The 17,968-nt window shown below is 64.0% G+C and carries 15 protein-coding genes; 12 read left to right on the plus strand and 3 right to left on the minus strand.

The features are described 5' to 3' along the window. The first annotated feature begins 315 nt into the window (after window positions 1–315). The 10 genes from ACFPK0_RS13710 to ACFPK0_RS13755 all read left to right on the plus strand — a co-directional run bounded on the left by ACFPK0_RS13710 (window position 316) and on the right by ACFPK0_RS13755 (window position 13,499). Window positions 316–1,518, plus strand: a complete 1,203-nt coding sequence (locus tag ACFPK0_RS13710; RefSeq protein WP_377341514.1) for a DUF3667 domain-containing protein — start codon at window positions 316–318, stop codon at window positions 1,516–1,518. 402 nt (window positions 1,519–1,920) lie between these two features. Next, complete coding sequence (locus ACFPK0_RS13715; protein WP_377341516.1) at window positions 1,921–4,095, plus strand: primosomal protein N'; 2,175 nt, start codon at window positions 1,921–1,923, stop codon at window positions 4,093–4,095. A gap of 208 nt (window positions 4,096–4,303) precedes the next feature. Next, a complete protein-coding gene (locus ACFPK0_RS13720) occupies window positions 4,304–5,905 on the plus strand; it encodes a MutS-related protein (RefSeq protein WP_377341518.1) in 1,602 nt (533 codons plus the stop codon). 151 nt (window positions 5,906–6,056) lie between these two features. Next, on the plus strand, window positions 6,057–7,913 hold the full coding sequence (locus tag ACFPK0_RS13725) for a M1 family metallopeptidase (protein WP_377341520.1): 1,857 nt from the start codon (window positions 6,057–6,059) through the stop codon (window positions 7,911–7,913). 222 nt (window positions 7,914–8,135) lie between these two features. Next, complete coding sequence (locus ACFPK0_RS13730; RefSeq protein ID WP_377341746.1) at window positions 8,136–9,080, plus strand: alpha/beta fold hydrolase; 945 nt, start codon at window positions 8,136–8,138, stop codon at window positions 9,078–9,080. 131 nt (window positions 9,081–9,211) lie between these two features. Continuing rightward, on the plus strand, window positions 9,212–9,796 hold the full coding sequence (locus ACFPK0_RS13735) for a sterol desaturase family protein (protein WP_377341522.1): 585 nt from the start codon (window positions 9,212–9,214) through the stop codon (window positions 9,794–9,796). Between the two features lie 370 nt (window positions 9,797–10,166). Next, a complete protein-coding gene (locus ACFPK0_RS13740; protein ID WP_377341524.1) occupies window positions 10,167–10,625 on the plus strand; it encodes a hypothetical protein in 459 nt (152 codons plus the stop codon). After that, window positions 10,618–11,664 (plus strand): serine/threonine-protein kinase, encoded by a 1,047-nt coding sequence (locus tag ACFPK0_RS13745; RefSeq protein ID WP_377341526.1) that lies wholly within the window; start codon window positions 10,618–10,620, stop codon window positions 11,662–11,664. The genes ACFPK0_RS13740 and ACFPK0_RS13745 overlap by 8 nt, the downstream gene beginning before the upstream one ends. Window positions 11,665–12,658: 994 nt before the next feature. Next, window positions 12,659–13,021 carry an ArsR/SmtB family transcription factor gene (locus ACFPK0_RS13750; protein WP_377341528.1) on the plus strand — a complete coding sequence of 121 codons (363 nt, stop codon included), beginning with the start codon at window positions 12,659–12,661 and terminating at the stop codon, window positions 13,019–13,021. Beyond that, complete coding sequence (locus ACFPK0_RS13755; RefSeq protein ID WP_377341530.1) at window positions 12,999–13,499, plus strand: SRPBCC family protein; 501 nt, start codon at window positions 12,999–13,001, stop codon at window positions 13,497–13,499. The genes ACFPK0_RS13750 and ACFPK0_RS13755 overlap by 23 nt, the downstream gene beginning before the upstream one ends. 48 nt (window positions 13,500–13,547) lie before the next feature. On the opposite strand, the gene ACFPK0_RS13760 is transcribed toward ACFPK0_RS13755, so the two are convergent. After that, a complete protein-coding gene (locus ACFPK0_RS13760; RefSeq protein WP_377341532.1) occupies window positions 13,548–14,438 on the minus strand; it encodes a LysR family transcriptional regulator in 891 nt (296 codons plus the stop codon). A gap of 148 nt (window positions 14,439–14,586) precedes the next feature. On the opposite strand from ACFPK0_RS13760, the gene ACFPK0_RS13765 reads away from it, so the two are divergent. Next, window positions 14,587–15,186 carry an NADPH-dependent F420 reductase gene (locus tag ACFPK0_RS13765; RefSeq protein WP_377341534.1) on the plus strand — a complete coding sequence of 200 codons (600 nt, stop codon included), beginning with the start codon at window positions 14,587–14,589 and terminating at the stop codon, window positions 15,184–15,186. A 73-nt stretch (window positions 15,187–15,259) separates the two neighbouring features. Continuing rightward, the gene (locus ACFPK0_RS13770) at window positions 15,260–16,054 is read left to right on the plus strand and encodes an SDR family NAD(P)-dependent oxidoreductase (protein WP_377341536.1); all 795 of its coding nucleotides are present in this window, start codon (window positions 15,260–15,262) and stop codon (window positions 16,052–16,054) included. Between the two features lie 68 nt (window positions 16,055–16,122). On the opposite strand, the gene ACFPK0_RS13775 is transcribed toward ACFPK0_RS13770, so the two are convergent. Further along, window positions 16,123–16,893: a M48 family metallopeptidase gene (locus tag ACFPK0_RS13775; RefSeq protein WP_056085150.1), complete on the minus strand. Its 771-nt coding sequence runs from the start codon at window positions 16,891–16,893 to the stop codon at window positions 16,123–16,125. 131 nt (window positions 16,894–17,024) lie between these two features. After that, a complete protein-coding gene (locus tag ACFPK0_RS13780) occupies window positions 17,025–17,942 on the minus strand; it encodes a recombination-associated protein RdgC (protein WP_377341538.1) in 918 nt (305 codons plus the stop codon). Window positions 17,943–17,968: the final 26 nt, after the last annotated feature.

Consider the following 17,968-nt stretch of genomic DNA (forward strand, 5'->3'; position numbering starts at 1 on the left):
GGCCACAGGGCCGTCGACGAAGGCAGACTGGCCGTCTGCCGAGGCGGCGGACCGAAGGCATGCGGACAGAGAGGGTGGGCCTCAAGCTATTGAATCTGAAATGATGAGGTGATGACTGGAAGGCCCGCAGGCGATGCCGCGCGGCTTGGCAAGACGGCCAGTCTTGCCTGCGCCACGCACCCCCACCTGCGGGCCCTCCAGTCATCATGACGGCGGCGATACTTGATCAGCGTTGCCCTGGCTGAGCCAAAGGTCACGTCCGTTGCGCCATCGCGCTGTGCGAAAATCCGGCGCTTCACCGGGACGGGAACGGCGATGAAGCAGCTCACCAGCTACGAGGGATTGCACTGCGCCAATTGCGGCGCCGCGATGCAGGGCGAGTTCTGCCACGAATGCGGCCAATCCATCCACAGTGTGCTGAAGCCGGTGCACCACATGGTGGAGGAAACCGTGGAAACGGTGCTGCACATCGACGGCCGCATCGTGCAGACGCTGCCGCCGCTGCTGTTCAAGCCCGGTTTCCTCACCCTGGAATACTTCGCCGGCCGCCGGGTGCCGTACATCGCGCCGTTCCGGCTGATGTTCGTGCTGTGCCTGCTGAGCTTCTTCGTCTGCCACCTGGCGTTCGACCGGTTCACCGACGCGATCGCCGAGAGCAGCACCCCGACGGTAACCGTCAATGGCGAGCACTTCTCCGACGCCAACACCCCGAGCGAGGTGCGCGAGCTGCTGCAACGCCAGCTGGACACGCTGCCGCACATCGACGACTACGGCTTGCTGTCGTCTGCACAGCTCGACAGGTCGGCCATGAACATGCGCAAAAAAGCCAATCGGCGACTCATCGAGCTGGGCGCAGCGCCGATGTCGGCCGCCTCGCTGGCCGCACCGGCGATGCCTGCGGTGGCGGCATCTACGGGCAAGACGCCAGTCCCCCATGAGCCTGATGCGCTGGACAAAGCCTTGCAGCAGGAATCGCGCCCCGTCCATCTGTCGTGGCTGCCCGATGTGGCGAACGCCCGCCTCACTGTGCTGGGCCGGCGTTGGCACAAGAATGTGCGAGATTTCAAGGATGGCGATGCCACCACCCGCGCCGAGGCCAAGCAACGCATGATCAATGGCGTCTTCGGCGCGCTGCCGATGACCATGTTCATCCTGATCCCGGTGTTCGCCGGCCTGCTCAAGCTGTTCTACGTGTTCCGCCGGCGGCTGTACATGGAGCACCTGATCGTGGCCTTGCACAGCCACGCGTTCATGTTCCTGGCGCTGCTGCTGCTCGCCCTGGTCGGCATGCTGTCGGCCTGGCTGCAACCGCACGCCGCCTGGACAGCCGCGCCGCTGGGCTGGCTGCAGACCCTGCTGGCGCTGTGGGTGCCGGCCTATCTGCTGATCATGCAGAAGCGCATATACCACCAGGGTTGGCCGATGACGGTGCTGAAATTCTGGTTTGTCGGCTGGTTTTACTTCTGGTTGCTGACGTTCGCGCTGACGGTCGCCGCACTCCTCGGCATAGCCCATTGAGGCTGCTTTCAAACGCTTGTCATGGCGGGTTTTGCACAGCGTAACCGGCCTGTCAAGGCGCCGTCGGGGGCGATGACAATTGTGTGAACCCCGCCCCAACCGAATTTGCAGGCTGTTGAAATAAAAGATGTTTTTTTGCCTGACCAAAACATGGTCAAGGTGACCAAAAAGGCGCTACGGCGCGCTTCGGGGCACCCCCTCCCCTCTGCATCCACAGACTTATCCACAGCTCTTGTGGATAAGCACAAAAACCGCCAGCGGTTAGTCACTTACCCCCGCTTCCTCGATTGGCGGGCAGCAAGTTCGCGCAACTCGATCAACGCGATTTGCCTGCCATCGCGGCGGGCGAAACCTGGGGGTCGACAGGCGGCGCCGTTACACTGGTGCGCCACGAGGTAACCCATGCCCGCTGTCCTTCGCGTCGCCCTGCCGGTGCCCCTGCCTGCCCTGTTCGACTACCTGCCGCCCGCGGCCGGTAAGGCCGACGTGGGCGCGCGGGTGCTGGTGCCGTTCGGGCGCCAGCGGATGGTTGGCGTGGTGGTGGCGATCGACGCCGAAGCCGCCGTGGAAAGCCGCCGGCTGAAGCAGGCGCTGCGCCTGCTCGACGACGACGCGCTGCTCGATCCCGAGCTGATGCAGACCCTGGCCTGGGCCGCCGACTACTGGCTGGGCGCGCCGGGCGAGGCCTATGCCAACGCGCTGCCGCTGGCCCTGCGCGAGCCGAAACCGTTGCCGCCGATCGGCGACGAATACTGGTCGCTGACCCTGGCCGGCCGCAGCGCCCACGACGCCGGCAGCCGTCGCGGCGGCAGCAAGGCATTGCTGGCCCTGCTGGCCAACGGCGCACTGAGCGCGCAGGAGCTGACCGAACGCCAACCCGGCTGGCGCGAGGCGGCCCGTCGGCTCGCGAACGCCGGCCTGCTGGAGCGGAGCGAGCGGGCGCCCGCGGACCGTCCGTTGCCAGCGTCCTCCGCGCCGCAACTCAACGACGAACAACAACAGGCGGTGGCCGTGGTGGGCGCCGCCCTCGGCGACTACCAACCCTTCCTGCTCGACGGCGTCACCGGCAGCGGCAAGACCGAGGTCTACCTGGCCCTGATCGAGCAGGTGCTGGCGCAGGGCAGGCAGGCGCTGTTGCTGGTACCGGAGATCGGCCTGGCGCCGCAGACCGTGCGGCGCTTGCGCCAGCGGCTGGGGGTGATCGTGGAAGTACTGCATTCGGCGCTGTCCGAAGGCGACCGCGCACGCGCCTGGCTGCGCGCCCGCGCCGGCAGCGCGCGGGTGATCCTGGGCACACGCTCGGCGGTGTTCACGCCGCTGCCGCAGGCCGGTTTGATCATCGTCGACGAAGAGCACGACAGCGCCTACAAGCAGCAGGACGGCTTCCGCTACCACGCCCGCGACCTGGCCCTGGTGCGCGGCCGCGCGCTGGGCGTGCCGGTGCTGCTGGGCTCGGGCACGCCGTCGCTGGAATCGTTGGCCAACGCCGCCGCCGGCCGCTACCGCACGCTGCACCTGCGCGCCCGCCCCGGCGCCATCCGCCCGCCGCAGGTGCAGATCGTGGACATGCGTGCGCAGCGGTTGCAGCACGGCATGTCGCCCGCGCTGCTGGCCGCCGTGGCCGACACCGTGGCGCGCGGCGAGCAGGCGCTGGTGTTCCGCAATCGCCGCGGCTACGCGCCGGTCTTGCTGTGCCACAGCTGCGGCTGGCATGCCGGCTGCCCGCATTGCGACCGGCCGCTGACCCTGCACGCGGGGCGGCGCCAGCTGATCTGCCATCACTGCGACCACCGCCAGCGCATGCCGCAGGTCTGCCCCGTCTGCGGCGTGGGCGACCTGAAGCCCCAAGGCCACGGCACCGAGCGGCTGGAAGAAGCGCTGGTGTCGCTGTTTCCGCAGGTGCCCGTCTTGCGCGTCGACCGCGAAACCACCCGCCGTCGCGACGCCTTCGAGCAGCTGCTGGCGCAATTGCAGGATGACGCGCCCGCCATCCTCGTCGGCACCCAGATGCTGGCCAAGGGCCACGACCTGCCCAACCTCACCCTGGTCGCCATCGTGGGCGTGGACGAAGGCCTGCACAGCATCGACTTCCGCGCCGAAGAGCGCCTGGCCCAACTGGTGGTGCAGGTCGCCGGCCGCGCCGGCCGCGCCCGCAAGCCCGGCCGTGTGGTGTTGCAAACCCATCAACCCGAGCACCCGCTGCTGCGCAACCTGCTGGCCCGCGGCTACGCGGCCGCCGCCACCGACCTGCTGGACGAACGCCGCAAGATTCAATTGCCGCCCTACAGCCACCAGGTATTGCTGCGCGCCGACGCGCCCCAACGCGACCACGTCGACGCGTTCCTGCGCGACGCGCGGGCACTGCTGCCCGAACTGGATGCGGTGCAAATCGCCGGCCCGATGCAGGCGCCTATGCCGCTGCGCGCGGGCCGCCAACGCGGCCAGTTGCTGCTGGAAAGCACCCAGCGCAGCGTGCTGCGGGGGATGCTGCGACCATGGCAACACGCGCTGTTCGCGCTGCCCTCGGCACGGCGCGTGCGCTGGTCGCTGGATGTGGATCCGATCGATCTTTACTGAGCCAGGTCGCTGGCAAGGCGCTCAGTCGCTGCGTTGATTCCGCGTCGCCAAGCTTGGAAAACCCATCACCCGGCACAAGCTATACGGCTGGCTACCAAGGCGTTGTGACAGCGCACTTCCCGTCATGCGTCACTTGGCTCCCTCTTGGCAAGTTTCTCCCCTCGCCAAGTGAACGTGGTCCGGTTTTCCCAATGGATATCTTGACGACATGTGGAAGTTGAAAACGTTTTCGACCGGCTGGGATTCCGTGCTGCGCCGCCTGTCCCCACGGAAAACCTTGCTCGCCGAACTGCGAGCTCAATGGGGAAAGCCGGGAACCGTCATGGCATGGCGCGCGAGCGCCTATTTCGACTTGGTCCGCAACAAAGGGACCGACGTGAGCGTGGACGACCGGACGTGGCTGGACCTGGAATTTCCAAAGATATTTTCCAGGCTGGACACGACGGCCACGCCGCTGGGAAGCCAGTATCTGTTTGCTTCGTTGCGGACCTACGTCGACGATCCACAGGAGCTTGCCGCACGTTACACCTGTGCCGACATGCTGCAAAAAAATGCGGCGCTGCGCGAAAACATCCTGCTCGCACTCGCCGCACTCAGTGACGATGGCCTCGCCGACATTGCGGAGTTCGTGTTTGGCGATCCGCCGCGTACCGTGGAGTATCCAAAGCTGTTGGCGTTCTGGAGTGCACTCAGTCTGCTGCTCGTGTTGGGGGCGGTCGCGTCCTTGTGGTCGGTGTGGCTGGCGTTGGCCGCCATCGCCATCAACGTCGGCGTCATGGCGCGCTTGTTCTGGAATGTTCAGCGCGACGCGACGGCGTTGAAGCGCTGCGTTGCCATGCTGCCGGTAGCGGATGTCATCGCGGCGATCCCTGTCGACGACACGCCATTCAAGGCCATGCACCTGCTGCGCGAGCAAAAACCCTTACGCCGCAAAATGCAGAAAAAGCTCCGCTGGCTCGCGTTGTTGCAAAAAGAACCCATCCAGTTCATCTCGACCTGGATCAACGTCGTGTTTCTGGCCGAACTGGTGGCCTATACCCTTGCTTTGAGGCACTTCGCGCAGATGCGCACCGTGCTGCAATCCACCTACGCGTTGCTCGGCTCGATCGACGCGAGCATTGCGGTCGCCTCCTGCCTGGAACGTTGTCCTGACCGCTGCAGGCCGGAATTTGCCAGTACACGATTGATCGATATTCAGGCCGGCTATCACCCCTTGCTGGCCATCCCGGTGTGCAATTCGTTGCGCCTCGACGATAGGTCAGCCTTGGTCACCGGCTCCAACATGGCCGGCAAGACCACCCTGATCAAGATGATCGGCATCAACATCATTCTCGGCCGCACCCTTGGCTTTTGCCTGGCAGCGCGGGCTGTCATTCCTCAGTCCAGCGTCATGGCTTCCATCCGAAGCGAGCATTCAGTGGAGTCTGGCAAGAGCCACTATTTCGGTGAGATCGAACGGCTTCAAACCTTTATCGAAAACGCCGACCGGGGCGACTGCAGGGTTTTCATCATCGACGAGCTTTTCAGCGGGACCAACACGGTCGAACGCATTGCCATCGCGCGCGCCGTGCTGGAACAGCTTGGAGCGGATGCACAGGTGCTGGTCACCACGCACGATGTCGAACTGCAGCAGCACTTGTCCGACCACTACGACCTGTACCACTTCCAGGAGAACCCGGATATCGAAGGCTTCTTCGACTACCAGTTGATGCCCGGCCCAGCGACCCAAAGAAATGCGATCCGTTTGCTGGACAGAATCGGGTTTCCAGCGAAAGTGGTCGCCCGCGCGATGAAGCTGACGGGCGCGTAGCGACCAACCTTTCCGGCCCGCACGCTGGGCGCTGGATGTGGATCCGATTGATCTGTATTGAGTCACCCACGCTGCCGCGCCCAACTTCCGCCACGGGTCGCCGCCGGCAAGGCGGTGGCATACTCGCCCTTTTGCCGGCCCGGAGCCTCCCATGCGATTCCTGCCCGCCCTCGCTTTCGGCACGCTGATGCTGCCGCTGGCCGCCCTGGCCAATGATCCCAACTCCTACGCCCAGCCCGACCAGGTGCGGGTGACCCATCTGGATCTGAACCTCCATATCGATTTCCCGCACAAGCAGCTCGACGGCCAGGCCACGCTGAAACTGGACTGGACGAACCCGCAGGCACAGTCGCTGGTGCTGGATACGCGCGACCTGAAGATCGCGAAGATCGAGGCGGTCGGCCGTGACGGCAAGACCACGCCGCTGAAATATGCGCTGGCGCCGCGCGACAAGGTGCTGGGCAGCAAGCTCACCATCGCCACGCCGAAGCATCCGGCGCAGGTGCGCATCGTCTACACCACGTCGCCCGGCGCGTCGGGCCTGCAGTGGCTGACGCCCGCGCAGACGGCGGACAAGAAGTTGCCCTTCATGTTCTCGCAGTCGGAGTCGATCCACGCCCGCTCGTGGGTGCCGCTGCAGGATTCGCCGGCGATCCGCTTCACCTACGACGCCCACGTCACGGCGCCGAAGGACATCCGCGTGGTGATGAGCGCGCCGAACGACGCGAAGCATCCGCTGGATGGCGATTACCGTTTCAAGCAGACGCACCCGATCCCGTCGTACCTGCTGGCCATTGGCGCCGGCGATATCGCGGCGAAGGAAACCGGCCCGCGTTCGGCCGTCTATGCGGAGCCGTCGGTGGTGGCCAAGGCCGCGCACGAGTTCGAAGACACCGAGAAGATGATCGCCACCGCCGAGCGGCTGTACGGGCCGTACCGCTGGGGCCGCTACGACATCCTGGTGCTGCCGCCGTCGTTCCCGTACGGCGGCATGGAAAACCCGAACATGACGTTCGCCACGCCCACCGTGCTGGTGGGCGACAAGAGCCTGGTGTCGCTGGTGGCGCACGAGCTGGCGCATTCGTGGTCGGGCAACCTGATCACGGCTGCGTCGTGGCGCGACATCTGGCTCAACGAGGGTTTCACCACTTACGTGCAGGGGCGCATCACCGAGGCGTTGTACGGCAAGCCGCTGGCCGATGAGGAAGCGTTGCTGTCGGCGCGCGCACTGCAGAAGGACATCGCCGCGATGCCGGCCAACGCGCAGAAGCTGGCGCCCGATCCGCGCGGTGTGGGTGCCGACGATTCGCTGTCCGACGTGGCCTACGACAAGGGCTCGTGGTTCCTGCGCACGCTGGAGCAGCGCTTCGGCCGCGCCGATTTCGACGCCTACCTCAAGGGCTATTTCGACCACTTCGCGTTCCAGAGCATCACCACCGAGCAGATGCTCGACTATCTGAAACCGAACCTGATCGAGAAATACCCCGGCAAGATGCGCTGGGACGAAGTGCAGGCCTGGGTCTACGGCACCGGCATTCCGAAGGATGCGCCGCTGCCCGATTCGCCGCGCTTCAGCGCGATCGACAAGCAGCGCAGCGACTTCCTGGCCGGTTCGCTGGCCGCCGCCAAACTCGACGCCAAGGGCTGGAACACGCAGGAGTGGATGTACTTCCTCGACCGCCTGCCCGATGCGCCGCCGCTGGCGAAAATGCAGCAGCTCGACGCCGCCTGGCACCTCACCGGCACGCCCAACGCCGAGATCGGCATGCGCTGGTACAGCCACGCCATCGCCGCCGGCGACAAGGCCGTATGGCCGGCTGCCGCCGAGCACATGATCCGCATCGGTCGGCTCTACCTCACCACGCCGCTGTACAAGGCCTTCGCGAAAACGCCTGAAGGCCTGGCCTATGCCGAGCAGGTTTACGCGAAAGCCAAAGCCGGCTACCACCCGCTGACGCAGCAGGCGGTGGAGTCGATCATTGCCAAGGCGAAGAAGGCGCAGCACTGAGGCTCCTTCCCCGCAGCGCAGGGGAGCGAACCTGATTTTCTCCTCCCCCTGCGCAGCAGGGGGAGGCTGGGAGGGGGTAGGCTTTTGACCTTCACCAGGATCAAGAGCGACCCCTTCTCCAACCCTCCCCTCCGACGCCGGGGAGGAGCGATTTCTCCCATTCCTTCAAGAAAAACCACCATGCCTCCAGCCACCAACGCCACCACCCCGCTATGGAAACGCATGCTGCTGCGGCGGCTGAAGTTCCTGGCGTGGCTGGGCGGTCTGCTGGTGATCGTGCTGGGCGGCAGCTACCTGTTCGCGCCGCAATGGCTGATGCAGGCCAACCTCAAGCGCGAGGCAATGGCGGCGCATCTGCAGGTGCATGCCGTGCAGGCCGGCGACACCCGCTGGGCGTATTACGAAGGCGGCGAAGGCCCCACCATCGTGCTGCTGCACGGCTTCGCCACCGACAAGACCGAGTGGCTGAAAGTGGCGAAGGAGCTCACGCCGCACTTTCACCTGATCATCCCCGACCTGCCCGGCTGGGGCGATTCCTCGCGCGTGGACGGCGCCAGCTACGGCATCGAGGCGCAGGCGGCGCGGCTGGATGCGTTCGTGCAGACGCTGCACATTGGCCAGTTCATGCTGGCCGGCCACTCGATGGGTGGCGCGATCGCCGGTGTCTACGCCAGCGAGCACCCCGACCACGTCACCGGCCTGGCGCTGCTGGACAGCTTCGGCCTGAAGAACACGGGCAACGCTTTCACGCGCAACGCCGCGGCCGGCAAGAATCCGTTCGTGTTCGACGACCGCGCGGGGCTGCAGCGCGCCATGGCGCTGGCATTCACGCAACCACCCGAACTGGCCGGGCGCTTCGCCGACGTGCTGGTGGCGCGCAACCAGCGTGATCGTGCGTTCATCGAAAGCAGCTTCAACACGCTGCGCCAGCCATCGCAATACCTGTCCCTGCAGCAGCGCCTGAGCCAATTGACCATGCCCGTGCTCGGCCTGTGGTGCCACGACGACAAGGTCATGGATATCTCCGCGCTGGACAGCCTGCGCAACGGCCTGGTGTCCGCCAGCGCCATCAGCACCAGCGTCATCAGCGGCTGCAATCACATGCCGATGCTGGAAAAGCCCGAGCAAACCGCCACCATCCTGACCAGCTTCGCGCTGTCGCATTGACGGGACATGAAGGCCGGGCGCCCATCCCGACCGCTCCGTGATGCGTCACCGCAGGTGACATGGGAGAATGCGCGGGTCCCGGGCCCACAACGGCCCCGGCGCCCCTTGCACGATCACGGAACCATGCAGCGATGATGCGAAACCTTTTGCGCAACGGCGTGGATGCGATCGTGCGGATGTCCTCCACCCGCGCCAACTACTGGGGCGAGCTGGCGGTGGACGTGGCGCTGGGCGCCGTCCTGATGGTTGAAGGCGCACGCCGCCAGCCCGGCGCACTGCTGGGAACGCTGGCCATCGTGCTGGGCCTGTTCGCCTTCAGCTTCGTGGAGTACTTCTTCCACCGCTGGATGTTCCACACCCGCATCCCGCTGTTCGCGCAAGGCCACGAGCTGCATCACCAGCACCCACTGGGCTACGATTCCCTGCCGTTCTTCCTGCCACCGCTCATCCTGCTGGCCCTGACCGGCGTGTTCGTGGTCCTGATGCCCACCGGCTTCGCCCTGCTGCTCGCCAGCGCCATCACCTTCGGCTACATCATCTACGGCCTGGCCCACTTCATCATCCACCACGTCCGCTTCAAGCACCCCGTATTGCGCCGCTGGGCCGGCGCCCACCACGTGCACCACTACCACCCCGGCACCAATTTCGGCGTCACCACGCCGCTGTGGGATGTGTTGCTTGGCACGCGTTATGTGCGGCAGGCGCGGGTGGGCTGAGCCGGCTTCGCGCTTTTTCAGGCGGTTTTTCGACGAAGTGATGTAAGCACCGGCTGATCGACCACACTCAACCTGCCGACGAGCCTGTCGCCTTGAGTCGCGATGACTGGCGGCTTTCGACCCGAAGCGGTCGTTTACCGGCTCTACTCTTCGGCCGGCTATACGCTTGGTTGTTAGTCGCCCCCCCCAAGGACGAGCTCAGGTCAGAACAACGGGCTGCGTCATAATTTCTCGGCGCGATCGAACTCTGCAACGATTCGTAACGATGGGTCTCAGCGACTGAGACGCCACTGGCGTCTAATCCACCAAGGCGATCTATAGACAGGCCGGCCCATCTGCCTTAAAAAGGAGCGCAAGGAAAGGGGGACGAATGAATACCATTGGGATTCGGGCCAAGCCCGGCGGGGTCACGTTCGCGGTACTTGATGCTCAAGATCGACGAATTGCAAACGTCGAGACGATAAAACTGCCGAAGGCGCTGTTAACGCCCGACGCGCTCAAGTACATAAGAAACAACATCCTCGACATTATTCGCGAGTACGAAATATCCCGAGCAGGCCTCCGGGTTACAGAAAGTACAGCCCAAACACTGAGCGTTTCGCGCATCGAAATCGAGGGCGTGATTCAAGAGGCTTTCGCGAGCAGCTCTTTGAATTCTTATTATTGCGGGCAGATCTCAACAATTGCGTCCAGAGTTGGCATCGCACGAGCTGATTTTAAGCCGTATGTCGACGGAACAAAAATATTCGATGGAGTGGAAAACTGGAACGAGCTCCGTAGCGAAGAGCGGGAAGCGGTTTTCGCTGCACTGGGGGCCGTTAATGCTTAAGCCTTATAGCCGGACAGATTTGCATTTCAGGTTGGACGAAGAGATTGGTGCTGAAGGGAGAAATTCTCAGGTATATCGAGCGCACGATCCACAGCTGGATGCCAATCTCGTTATAAAGAAGATCGGCAAAATATCAATGGATGCCGATGATTATTTTCGTGAGTCCAGCCTCCTGTATGGGAGCGCTCATTCAAACGTCGTCCCGGTCCTATACGCATGTCAAGACGATGAATGCATCTATCTAGCGATGCCGTTGTATGCCCAAGGATCACTCAAGACCCTGATGGCCGTGCGCGCTCTCACCGTGCGCGAAATTGTCGTTTTTTCCACACAGCTGTTGAGCGGGTTGCATCATATCCATTCAAAACGATTAGTACATTTCGATATCAAACCCGACAATGTCCTTATTTCGGATAGAGGGGAGGCGCTTTTATCGGATTTCGGACTAGCAAAACCCAGAGATTCCAACGGAATCGCTGGACAAGACCGGCTGTATGGCAAGATGGCGCCACCTGAATCCTTCAGAACTGAACAGTTCGATCATCGATTCGACATATACCAGTTTGGCCTAACCCTGTACCGGATGTGCTTAGGCGATGCCGATTACTATTCACAGTACTCATCATTTATTGTTAACGGTGTCCTTGATAGACTCAGGTATAAACACGCGGTGATGAACTCTCAATTTCCTGACACGGCTGCGAGCAAGTACCCAGAGCACATTCCCGAACGCATTATTTCGGTGGTGAGGAAGTGCTTGCAGACAGACCCGCCAGACCGCTATCAGTCTGCCATCGAAATCGTTAACGACATGGCGTCCGTTGAGGGAGAGTTGTTGGACTGGCAGTACCAAATGACTGGCGGGAACCGCTCTTGGGTCAAGCTGAGTGATAAGTGTGAGGTCAGACTGGATCTGAACGATCAATGGGAGTCCCAAGCCTCGAAGCGGAGCGGCGATGGTGCCGCGCGGCGAATTAAGGCTTTCTGCGGAATCAAATTGAATCGGCAGCAAGTGAAGCAGTTTCTTCGGGAGAACTGATCATGAAATCAGTGAAGAATGATCGAGCGTCCTACAAGACAAGAGCTGTCATTGGAAACCCGAAGCCTTTAGGCTCCTTAAGTACCGTCGGAATTGGTTCTAGGCTAGATTTTGTCGTCGATCGAAATGGATATTTCATTTGGCCAACGTCACCAACGACAAGTTCTCGAAAAGCTCGCAAATGAATTTGAGCAGATGGAATGGGCTCGCTAATTACGGGCCTTTTTCGTTGTGCTTGTTGCCCATTCAGCTAACCGGTGTGGAGCGCAACGCCAACCAGCGGGGCTGGATGGCCGCTCTTGGCCGACAGCAGACACTCGCCCCAAATTAAATGCTCATTCAACGCCAGGAGCCAGTGGTTCTCGCAATCGCGTAGAGGTTGCGTACCGAGTGCGCGCCAGATGGCGTGCTGCTCTACCCGGAGCCCCTGTGCGGCGGTGAGTCGGGGTCGACAGGCCGCGCAGCGGGAGCCGACAGGGATGTCGGCTCCTTTTCGCCAGGGCAGGATGCCCTGTCGAAAAGCCCGGCCCCGGCTCACGGACTTGCCGCCCATGGCGAGGGCATGGATGCCCGAGTTGAGGCAACGCAGGAGCAGTTGCCCGATGGGCGGCAAGCGCCAAGTGGGGTGGCCTTTCTCTTTGGTTATCTTTCTCTTTACTCCGGGCATCCTGCCCTCCGCCCTTCGGGTCAGCTTCGCTGTTCGCACGCGCTTCCTGCGCGTGCGTGGCCACACAAAGAGAAAGTAACTCGGCTGCCGCAGGCAGACGAAAGCTCTTGCTCTGGAGTCACGCACAAGGGCAAAAGCATCGCGCACAGGGTGCGCTCCTACAAACATCAAGAGCGTCGCGACTGAAGTCGCTCCTACAGGGAGCCGCGGCTAACGCGCTGCCATGTGACAACCCTGGCCACCTACTGATCCCGTGATTTTCGACCAAACCGCCGGCGGGGTATCCGCCGCTTGCAAGTCGTCAAAGTCCGTCATACAGTGAACCACATGGTTCAGTATCAAGCTCACCTCGACGCAACGTTTGCCGCACTTTCCGATGTCACCCGACGTGGTGTGCTGGAGCAGCTTGGGTGTTCGGATGCCTCGATCTCCGACCTTGCCCAAAGGTTCCACATGAGCCTCACGGGCATGAAGAAGCACGTCAGCGTGCTGGAACAGGCGGGGCTGGTGACGACGGAGAAGGTCGGGCGCGTCCGAACCTGCAGGCTCGGACGGCGCCGGCTGGAGGAAGAGGCTGCCTGGATCGAGCGGCACCGCCAGCTCTGGAGCGCACGCTTCGACGCGCTGGACAAAGTTGTCGAGACCCTGAAACGCAAGGAGAAGGCAGATGGCCAAGGCAAAAGAAGGTAATCCCGCCGCGACGAACCGCACTGCCGTGGAACGCAAGTCCGACCACGAACTCGTCGTGACACGAACATTCGATGCGCCGGCGCGCATCGTGTTCGAAGCGTGGAGCAAGCCCGAACTGTTCCAGCTCTGGTGGATTCCGAAGTCGGTGGAGCTCACGTTGCTCTCGTGCGACATGGATGTGCGCACCGGCGGCACGTATCGCCTCGTATTCAGCCACCCGGCTTCCGATCAACCGATGGCGTTCTTCGGCACCTACCGGGAGGTGATCCCGCAAAAACGCATCGTATGGACGAACGAAGAAAGCGATGAGGGCGCCGTGACCACGGTGACGTTCGAAGAGGATGCCGGCAAGACGCGGGTCACCCTGCACGAACGCTATCCCACGACAGCGGCCCTCGACGACGCCCTCGCCGGCTCGGCGGAAGGCCTGCCCGAACAGTTCGCGCAGCTGGATGCGTTGCTCGCCACCGGCTGGTGACCGTGCGGCGGCTGGTGGATGGGAGCCCTCCCTCGGCGCTGATCGCCGCTAAAGCCGCGGCGACAGCGCCTGCACGAAGTAGTCGGTTACGCGATGCACGCGCGCCGATATGAAGCGGCGTTGCGGCCAGACGACGCTCACGTCGCGGGTGCCCATCACGAAGTCGTTGAGTATCGTGACGACGTCGGGATGCGCCAATTCCTCGGCAAGCGACGCTCTCGTGAACATGCCGATGCCCACGCCGGCCAGCACGCCCGTGCGTATCGCGTCGACGCTGTTGGATGAAAAATTGCCGCGCACGGGTACGTTGAACGGCCCTTCCGGGCCGGTGAACGGCCAATGGGTCGACTCCACCATGCCTTCGTACACAAGGCAGTTGTGATCGACCAGGTCGGCAGGCGTCTTTGGCGTGCCCTTCAACTCGAAATAGCGGCGTGACCCCACGCATACGAGACTGGTGCTGCCTATGCGTCGCACCACGGCGTCGGGTTCGTTGACGGTGCCCACCCGGATCGTCAGGTCGATGCGGTCTTCCACCATGTCGCGCGCCGCATCCGAAAGGAGCAACTCCACCTTCAGTCCGGGATGGCGCGACAACAGCCCGGGTATCAGCGGAAGAATGTGGAGCCGGCCGAACGTCGAGGGCGCGGCGATCCGCATGCGCCCGGAGATATCGAGGGTGCTGCTGGTCAGTTCGTTGTCGGCGGCACCGATCTCGTCGAGCAGGGGCTTGGTACGGTCGAAATAACGCTGGCCCTGATCCGTCAGGGTCACGCTGCGCGTACTTCGATTGAACAGCACCACGCCCAGGCGCTTCTCCAGCGCACCGATGGCCTTGCTGATGGCGGACTGGGAGCTGCCGGTTCGTCGCGCGGCGGCGGAAAAGCCGCCCGCCTCCACCACGGCAATAAAGGCGCTCAGTTCTTGAAACCTGTCCATCGCGATCCCCGGGCCGTACGGCCGATTGATTCCAATCCGGAATTGAGCATATGGGAAATCGCCTGATTATCATTCCTTCCGGCGCTAATTACGATCTCTCCGCACTGAAGCACAGCGCTTCACCTTCCATCATTACCGGAGAGACATCATGCGTTACGCCATCATCGGCGCGGGTCAGATCGGCCAGGCCCTCGCCCACGCTTTTGCCCGCAAGAACATCGACGTTGCCGTGGCGAGCACGCGCCCGCCCGAAGCGATCGCCGCGCTCGCGAAGTCGATTGGCCCCACGATCGCGCCCCGTTCGCTGAAGGATGCGCTGGAAGCCGACATCGTCTTTCTGGCGGTGCCCTTCTGGTCGCATCGGGACGTCGCGAAAGCAGCTGAAGGCTGGAGCGGCAAGATCGTCGTCGACGTGACCAACGCGTACGGCGTGCCCCTGGAGCAGCTCGACGGCCTGCCCTCTTCCGCCGTCATTGCCCGCGCCCTGCCGGGGGCGCGGCTGGTCAAGGGCTTCAACCACCTGCCGGCCGGCGTGCTGGCCGAAGACCCCTCGGTCAAGGGCGGAAGGCGGGTGGTCTTTCTGTCCAGCGACGACGACGCCGCGATAGCCCCGGTGGCCGCGCTGGCGGAACAACTGGGCTACGCGCCGGTGGATCTGGGACGGCTCGACGAAGGCGGCGCGCTGGTCCAGGCGCGGGGCAACCGCTGGACCCAGCTTATTTTCCAGGACCTCATCAAGTTCGATTGAACGCGCTCGGCCGAGCGGCGTTGCATCCCGTCGCGCCGCACTTCCGGCGCACTCGCAAACCAAGGAATACATCATGAAAATCGATTTCACGGGCCGCAAGGCCGTGGTTACCGGCTCCACCGCGGGCATCGGCCGCGCCATTGCCGAAGGGCTGGCACGTGCCGGGGCCTCGGTGGTCATCAATGGTCGCACTGAGGAGCGGGTCGCCACGGCGCTGCAGGAGCTGCGCGCGGAATTTCCCGATGCGGAATTTGCCGGCGTCACCGCCGACCTGGCGACACCGGAAGGCTCGGCCGCGCTGGTGGCGCAGGTGCCCGACACCGACATCCTGGTCAACAACGTGGGCACGGCGCACCTCAACAACTTCTTCGACCAAAGCGACGACGAATGGCTCGACCTGTTCCAGCTCAACGTCATGAGCGGCGTGCGCGCCGCCCGTCATTACCTGCCGAAAATGGTGGAGCGGGGGCGCGGGCGCGTGGTGTTCATCAGCAGCGAATCCGGGCTCAACATCCCCAGGGACATGATCGACTACGGCGTCTCCAAAGCCGCGATGCTCGCCGTGTCGAGGGGCCTGGCGGAACTGGTGGCCGGCACGGGCGTCACCGTCAATGCGGTCGTCCCCGGCCCCACGAACTCCGAGATCCTGTCGGGCTGGATGAAGGCGATGGCGGTGGAACAAGGCATCACGCAAGCCGAGGCCGAGCAGCAATTCCTGAAGACGGCACGCCCGACGTCGCTCATCAACCGGTTCTCGACGACGGAAGAAGTCGCCAACATGGTTGTCTATGTCTGCTCGTATCAGGCCTCCGCGACGACCGGTGCGGCCTTGCGCGTCGATGGCGGCGTGGTTCGTTCCATCGGCTGAGGACGGAGTCGCACGGCGTGGGTGCAGTCGGCCGCCATTACCCTGGTCGGTCGACTCGCCCTGCGGAATCAGTCGGCCACGTCGCCGATCAGCCGGTCGAGTTCCGCCTTCAGCACCGCGCCCTGCTGGCGCAACCAGGCGCGCTGTTCGCGCCAATCCGGGAACAGGTTTTCCACCTGGGTCCAGAACCGTGGCGAATGGTTGCGTACCTTCAGGTGGCACAGCTCGTGCGCCAGCACGTAGCGCAGCGCGGCCGGTGGTGCCAACGCCAGCGCCAGATCCAGGTTGATGCGGTCGCGGGTATCCAGGCTGCCCCACAGGCTTTTCATGGGGCGGATGCGCAGCGAGGTGGGCGCCAGCCCCAGTTGCGGCACGTAGCCGGCCATCCAGCGCGACACGTCGCGGCGGATCTGCGCTTCCAGGTGCGAGGCAAGCAGCCCGCGCGCGATCGGCAGCGCGCGGGTGTGCGGGCGCGGGATGACCAGGGTCAGCCCTTCGGCATGCGACTCGATCTTGGGATAGCTGCCTTCGGCCCAGTCCAGCTCGACCAGCTCGCCGCGCAGCGGGAACGTGCATGGATAGCCCAGCCGCAGCGGCGGCAGCGGCTTCACCATCAGGTTCAGCTCATCGAGTTTCAGCTCCAGCCACTCGGCGTGGCTGCGCAGGAAGGCGCTGACCTGGGCCGGATGGGTGCCGTGCGGATAGGTGACGCGGGCGCCCTTGGGCGTGACCGTGAGGCGCAGCCGGCGGGCGCGCGGGTGCGCGGCCTTCAGCACGCGGATGAGGCGTCCGCCTGCTGTCGACAGTTCCAGCCAATCGCCTTCGAGATGCTGCGCCATGACCTGCCCGTTGTGCCTGCTCGCCTTGCCGGTGGTGGACTGATGGGCGCGGCCGTCTGCCAAGCTTCCACTTGTCGCGGGCCGGCCGCAAGCATGACGCGCGGCCGGGAGCGCAGGGGCGTGACGGCGGTTCAGCTATCGGCGGGGCGCGGCAGGCCGAACCACTCTTCCAGCTTGCCCAGCAGGCGCTCCAGCTCCAGCGTCAGCAGGGCGAAACTGGCGTCCATCTCGGCGTGGGCGTCCTGCTGGCTGTCGCCCAGCTCGTCCATCACCACGTCCAGGAATTTCAGCTTGCGGATGACCAGATCCTCGCCCAGCACAAAGGTGATGCGGTCGTCGAAGGTCAGCCCCAGCATGAACACCTGCTTGCCGTTGCGCAGGTGCTCCTTCACTTCCTCGGCATCCAGCTCCTGCCGGCGGCAGCGGGCGATGGCGCCGGTGGCGGTCGCCGGGTCACGCAGTTCGCACTCGTCCCCCAGCGCCAGGCCGGCCGGCAGGTTGCCAGTGGAGAGCCAGTCGGTCATCAGCACGCGCGGGCCTTCCTCCGGCGCCAGCGGCACGGCGGGGAAACTGCCCAGCGCCTCGCGGATCTGGGTCAGCGCGTTCTCGGCCGATTTGCGGCTGGAGGTGTCCAGCACCAGCCAGCCGTTTTTCTTGTCCACATAGGCGGCCATGCGCGAGTTGCGCACGAACGCGCGCGGCAGCAGTTCGGTGAGCAGATCCTCCTTGATCCGCTTGCGCTCGCGGCCGCCGACCTTGCGGCCCTCTTCCTCGGCGATCTTCTGCACCTTGCGCTGCAGCTCGTCGTTGATCACCGCCGTCGGCAGCAACTTGTCCTCGCCACCCACGGTAACCAGAGTGGATTGCTTGACGCTGTGCGTGAGGGGCTCGCCCTCGCCACGGCCCACCGGCGGCACGAAGCCACGGGTGAACATCTCCAGCGGGCCGCAGGGGCGCAGGCGATGCTCGGCCAGTGCGTCGTCGAGGCGGTCGAGATCAGTGGCAACGGCGGGGGAAAAACGGAACAGCGTGAGATTGCGGAAAAACATTCAATGTCCGGATCGGTGCGGTGATG

This window comes from Rhodanobacter ginsenosidimutans, assembly GCF_042655685.1.
GTDB classification, from domain to species: Bacteria; Pseudomonadota; Gammaproteobacteria; order Xanthomonadales; family Rhodanobacteraceae; genus Rhodanobacter; species Rhodanobacter ginsenosidimutans.

Coding starts and splice junctions, on each gene's coding strand:
- ACFPK0_RS13720 (WP_377341518.1), top strand. CDS start 4,304: ATGTGGAAGTTGAAAACGTTTTCGACCGGCTGGGATTCCGTGCTGCGC.
- ACFPK0_RS13730 (WP_377341746.1), top strand. CDS start 8,136: ATGCTGCTGCGGCGGCTGAAGTTCCTGGCGTGGCTGGGCGGTCTGCTG.
- ACFPK0_RS13770 (WP_377341536.1), top strand. CDS start 15,260: ATGAAAATCGATTTCACGGGCCGCAAGGCCGTGGTTACCGGCTCCACC.
- ACFPK0_RS13745 (WP_377341526.1), top strand. CDS start 10,618: ATGCTTAAGCCTTATAGCCGGACAGATTTGCATTTCAGGTTGGACGAA.
- ACFPK0_RS13710 (WP_377341514.1), top strand. CDS start 316: ATGAAGCAGCTCACCAGCTACGAGGGATTGCACTGCGCCAATTGCGGC.
- ACFPK0_RS13715 (WP_377341516.1), top strand. CDS start 1,921: ATGCCCGCTGTCCTTCGCGTCGCCCTGCCGGTGCCCCTGCCTGCCCTG.
- ACFPK0_RS13775 (WP_056085150.1), bottom strand. CDS start 16,893: ATGGCGCAGCATCTCGAAGGCGATTGGCTGGAACTGTCGACAGCAGGC.
- ACFPK0_RS13725 (WP_377341520.1), top strand. CDS start 6,057: ATGCGATTCCTGCCCGCCCTCGCTTTCGGCACGCTGATGCTGCCGCTG.
- ACFPK0_RS13740 (WP_377341524.1), top strand. CDS start 10,167: ATGAATACCATTGGGATTCGGGCCAAGCCCGGCGGGGTCACGTTCGCG.
- ACFPK0_RS13780 (WP_377341538.1), bottom strand. CDS start 17,942: ATGTTTTTCCGCAATCTCACGCTGTTCCGTTTTTCCCCCGCCGTTGCC.
- ACFPK0_RS13750 (WP_377341528.1), top strand. CDS start 12,659: ATGGTTCAGTATCAAGCTCACCTCGACGCAACGTTTGCCGCACTTTCC.
- ACFPK0_RS13755 (WP_377341530.1), top strand. CDS start 12,999: ATGGCCAAGGCAAAAGAAGGTAATCCCGCCGCGACGAACCGCACTGCC.
- ACFPK0_RS13765 (WP_377341534.1), top strand. CDS start 14,587: ATGCGTTACGCCATCATCGGCGCGGGTCAGATCGGCCAGGCCCTCGCC.
- ACFPK0_RS13735 (WP_377341522.1), top strand. CDS start 9,212: ATGATGCGAAACCTTTTGCGCAACGGCGTGGATGCGATCGTGCGGATG.
- ACFPK0_RS13760 (WP_377341532.1), bottom strand. CDS start 14,438: ATGGACAGGTTTCAAGAACTGAGCGCCTTTATTGCCGTGGTGGAGGCG.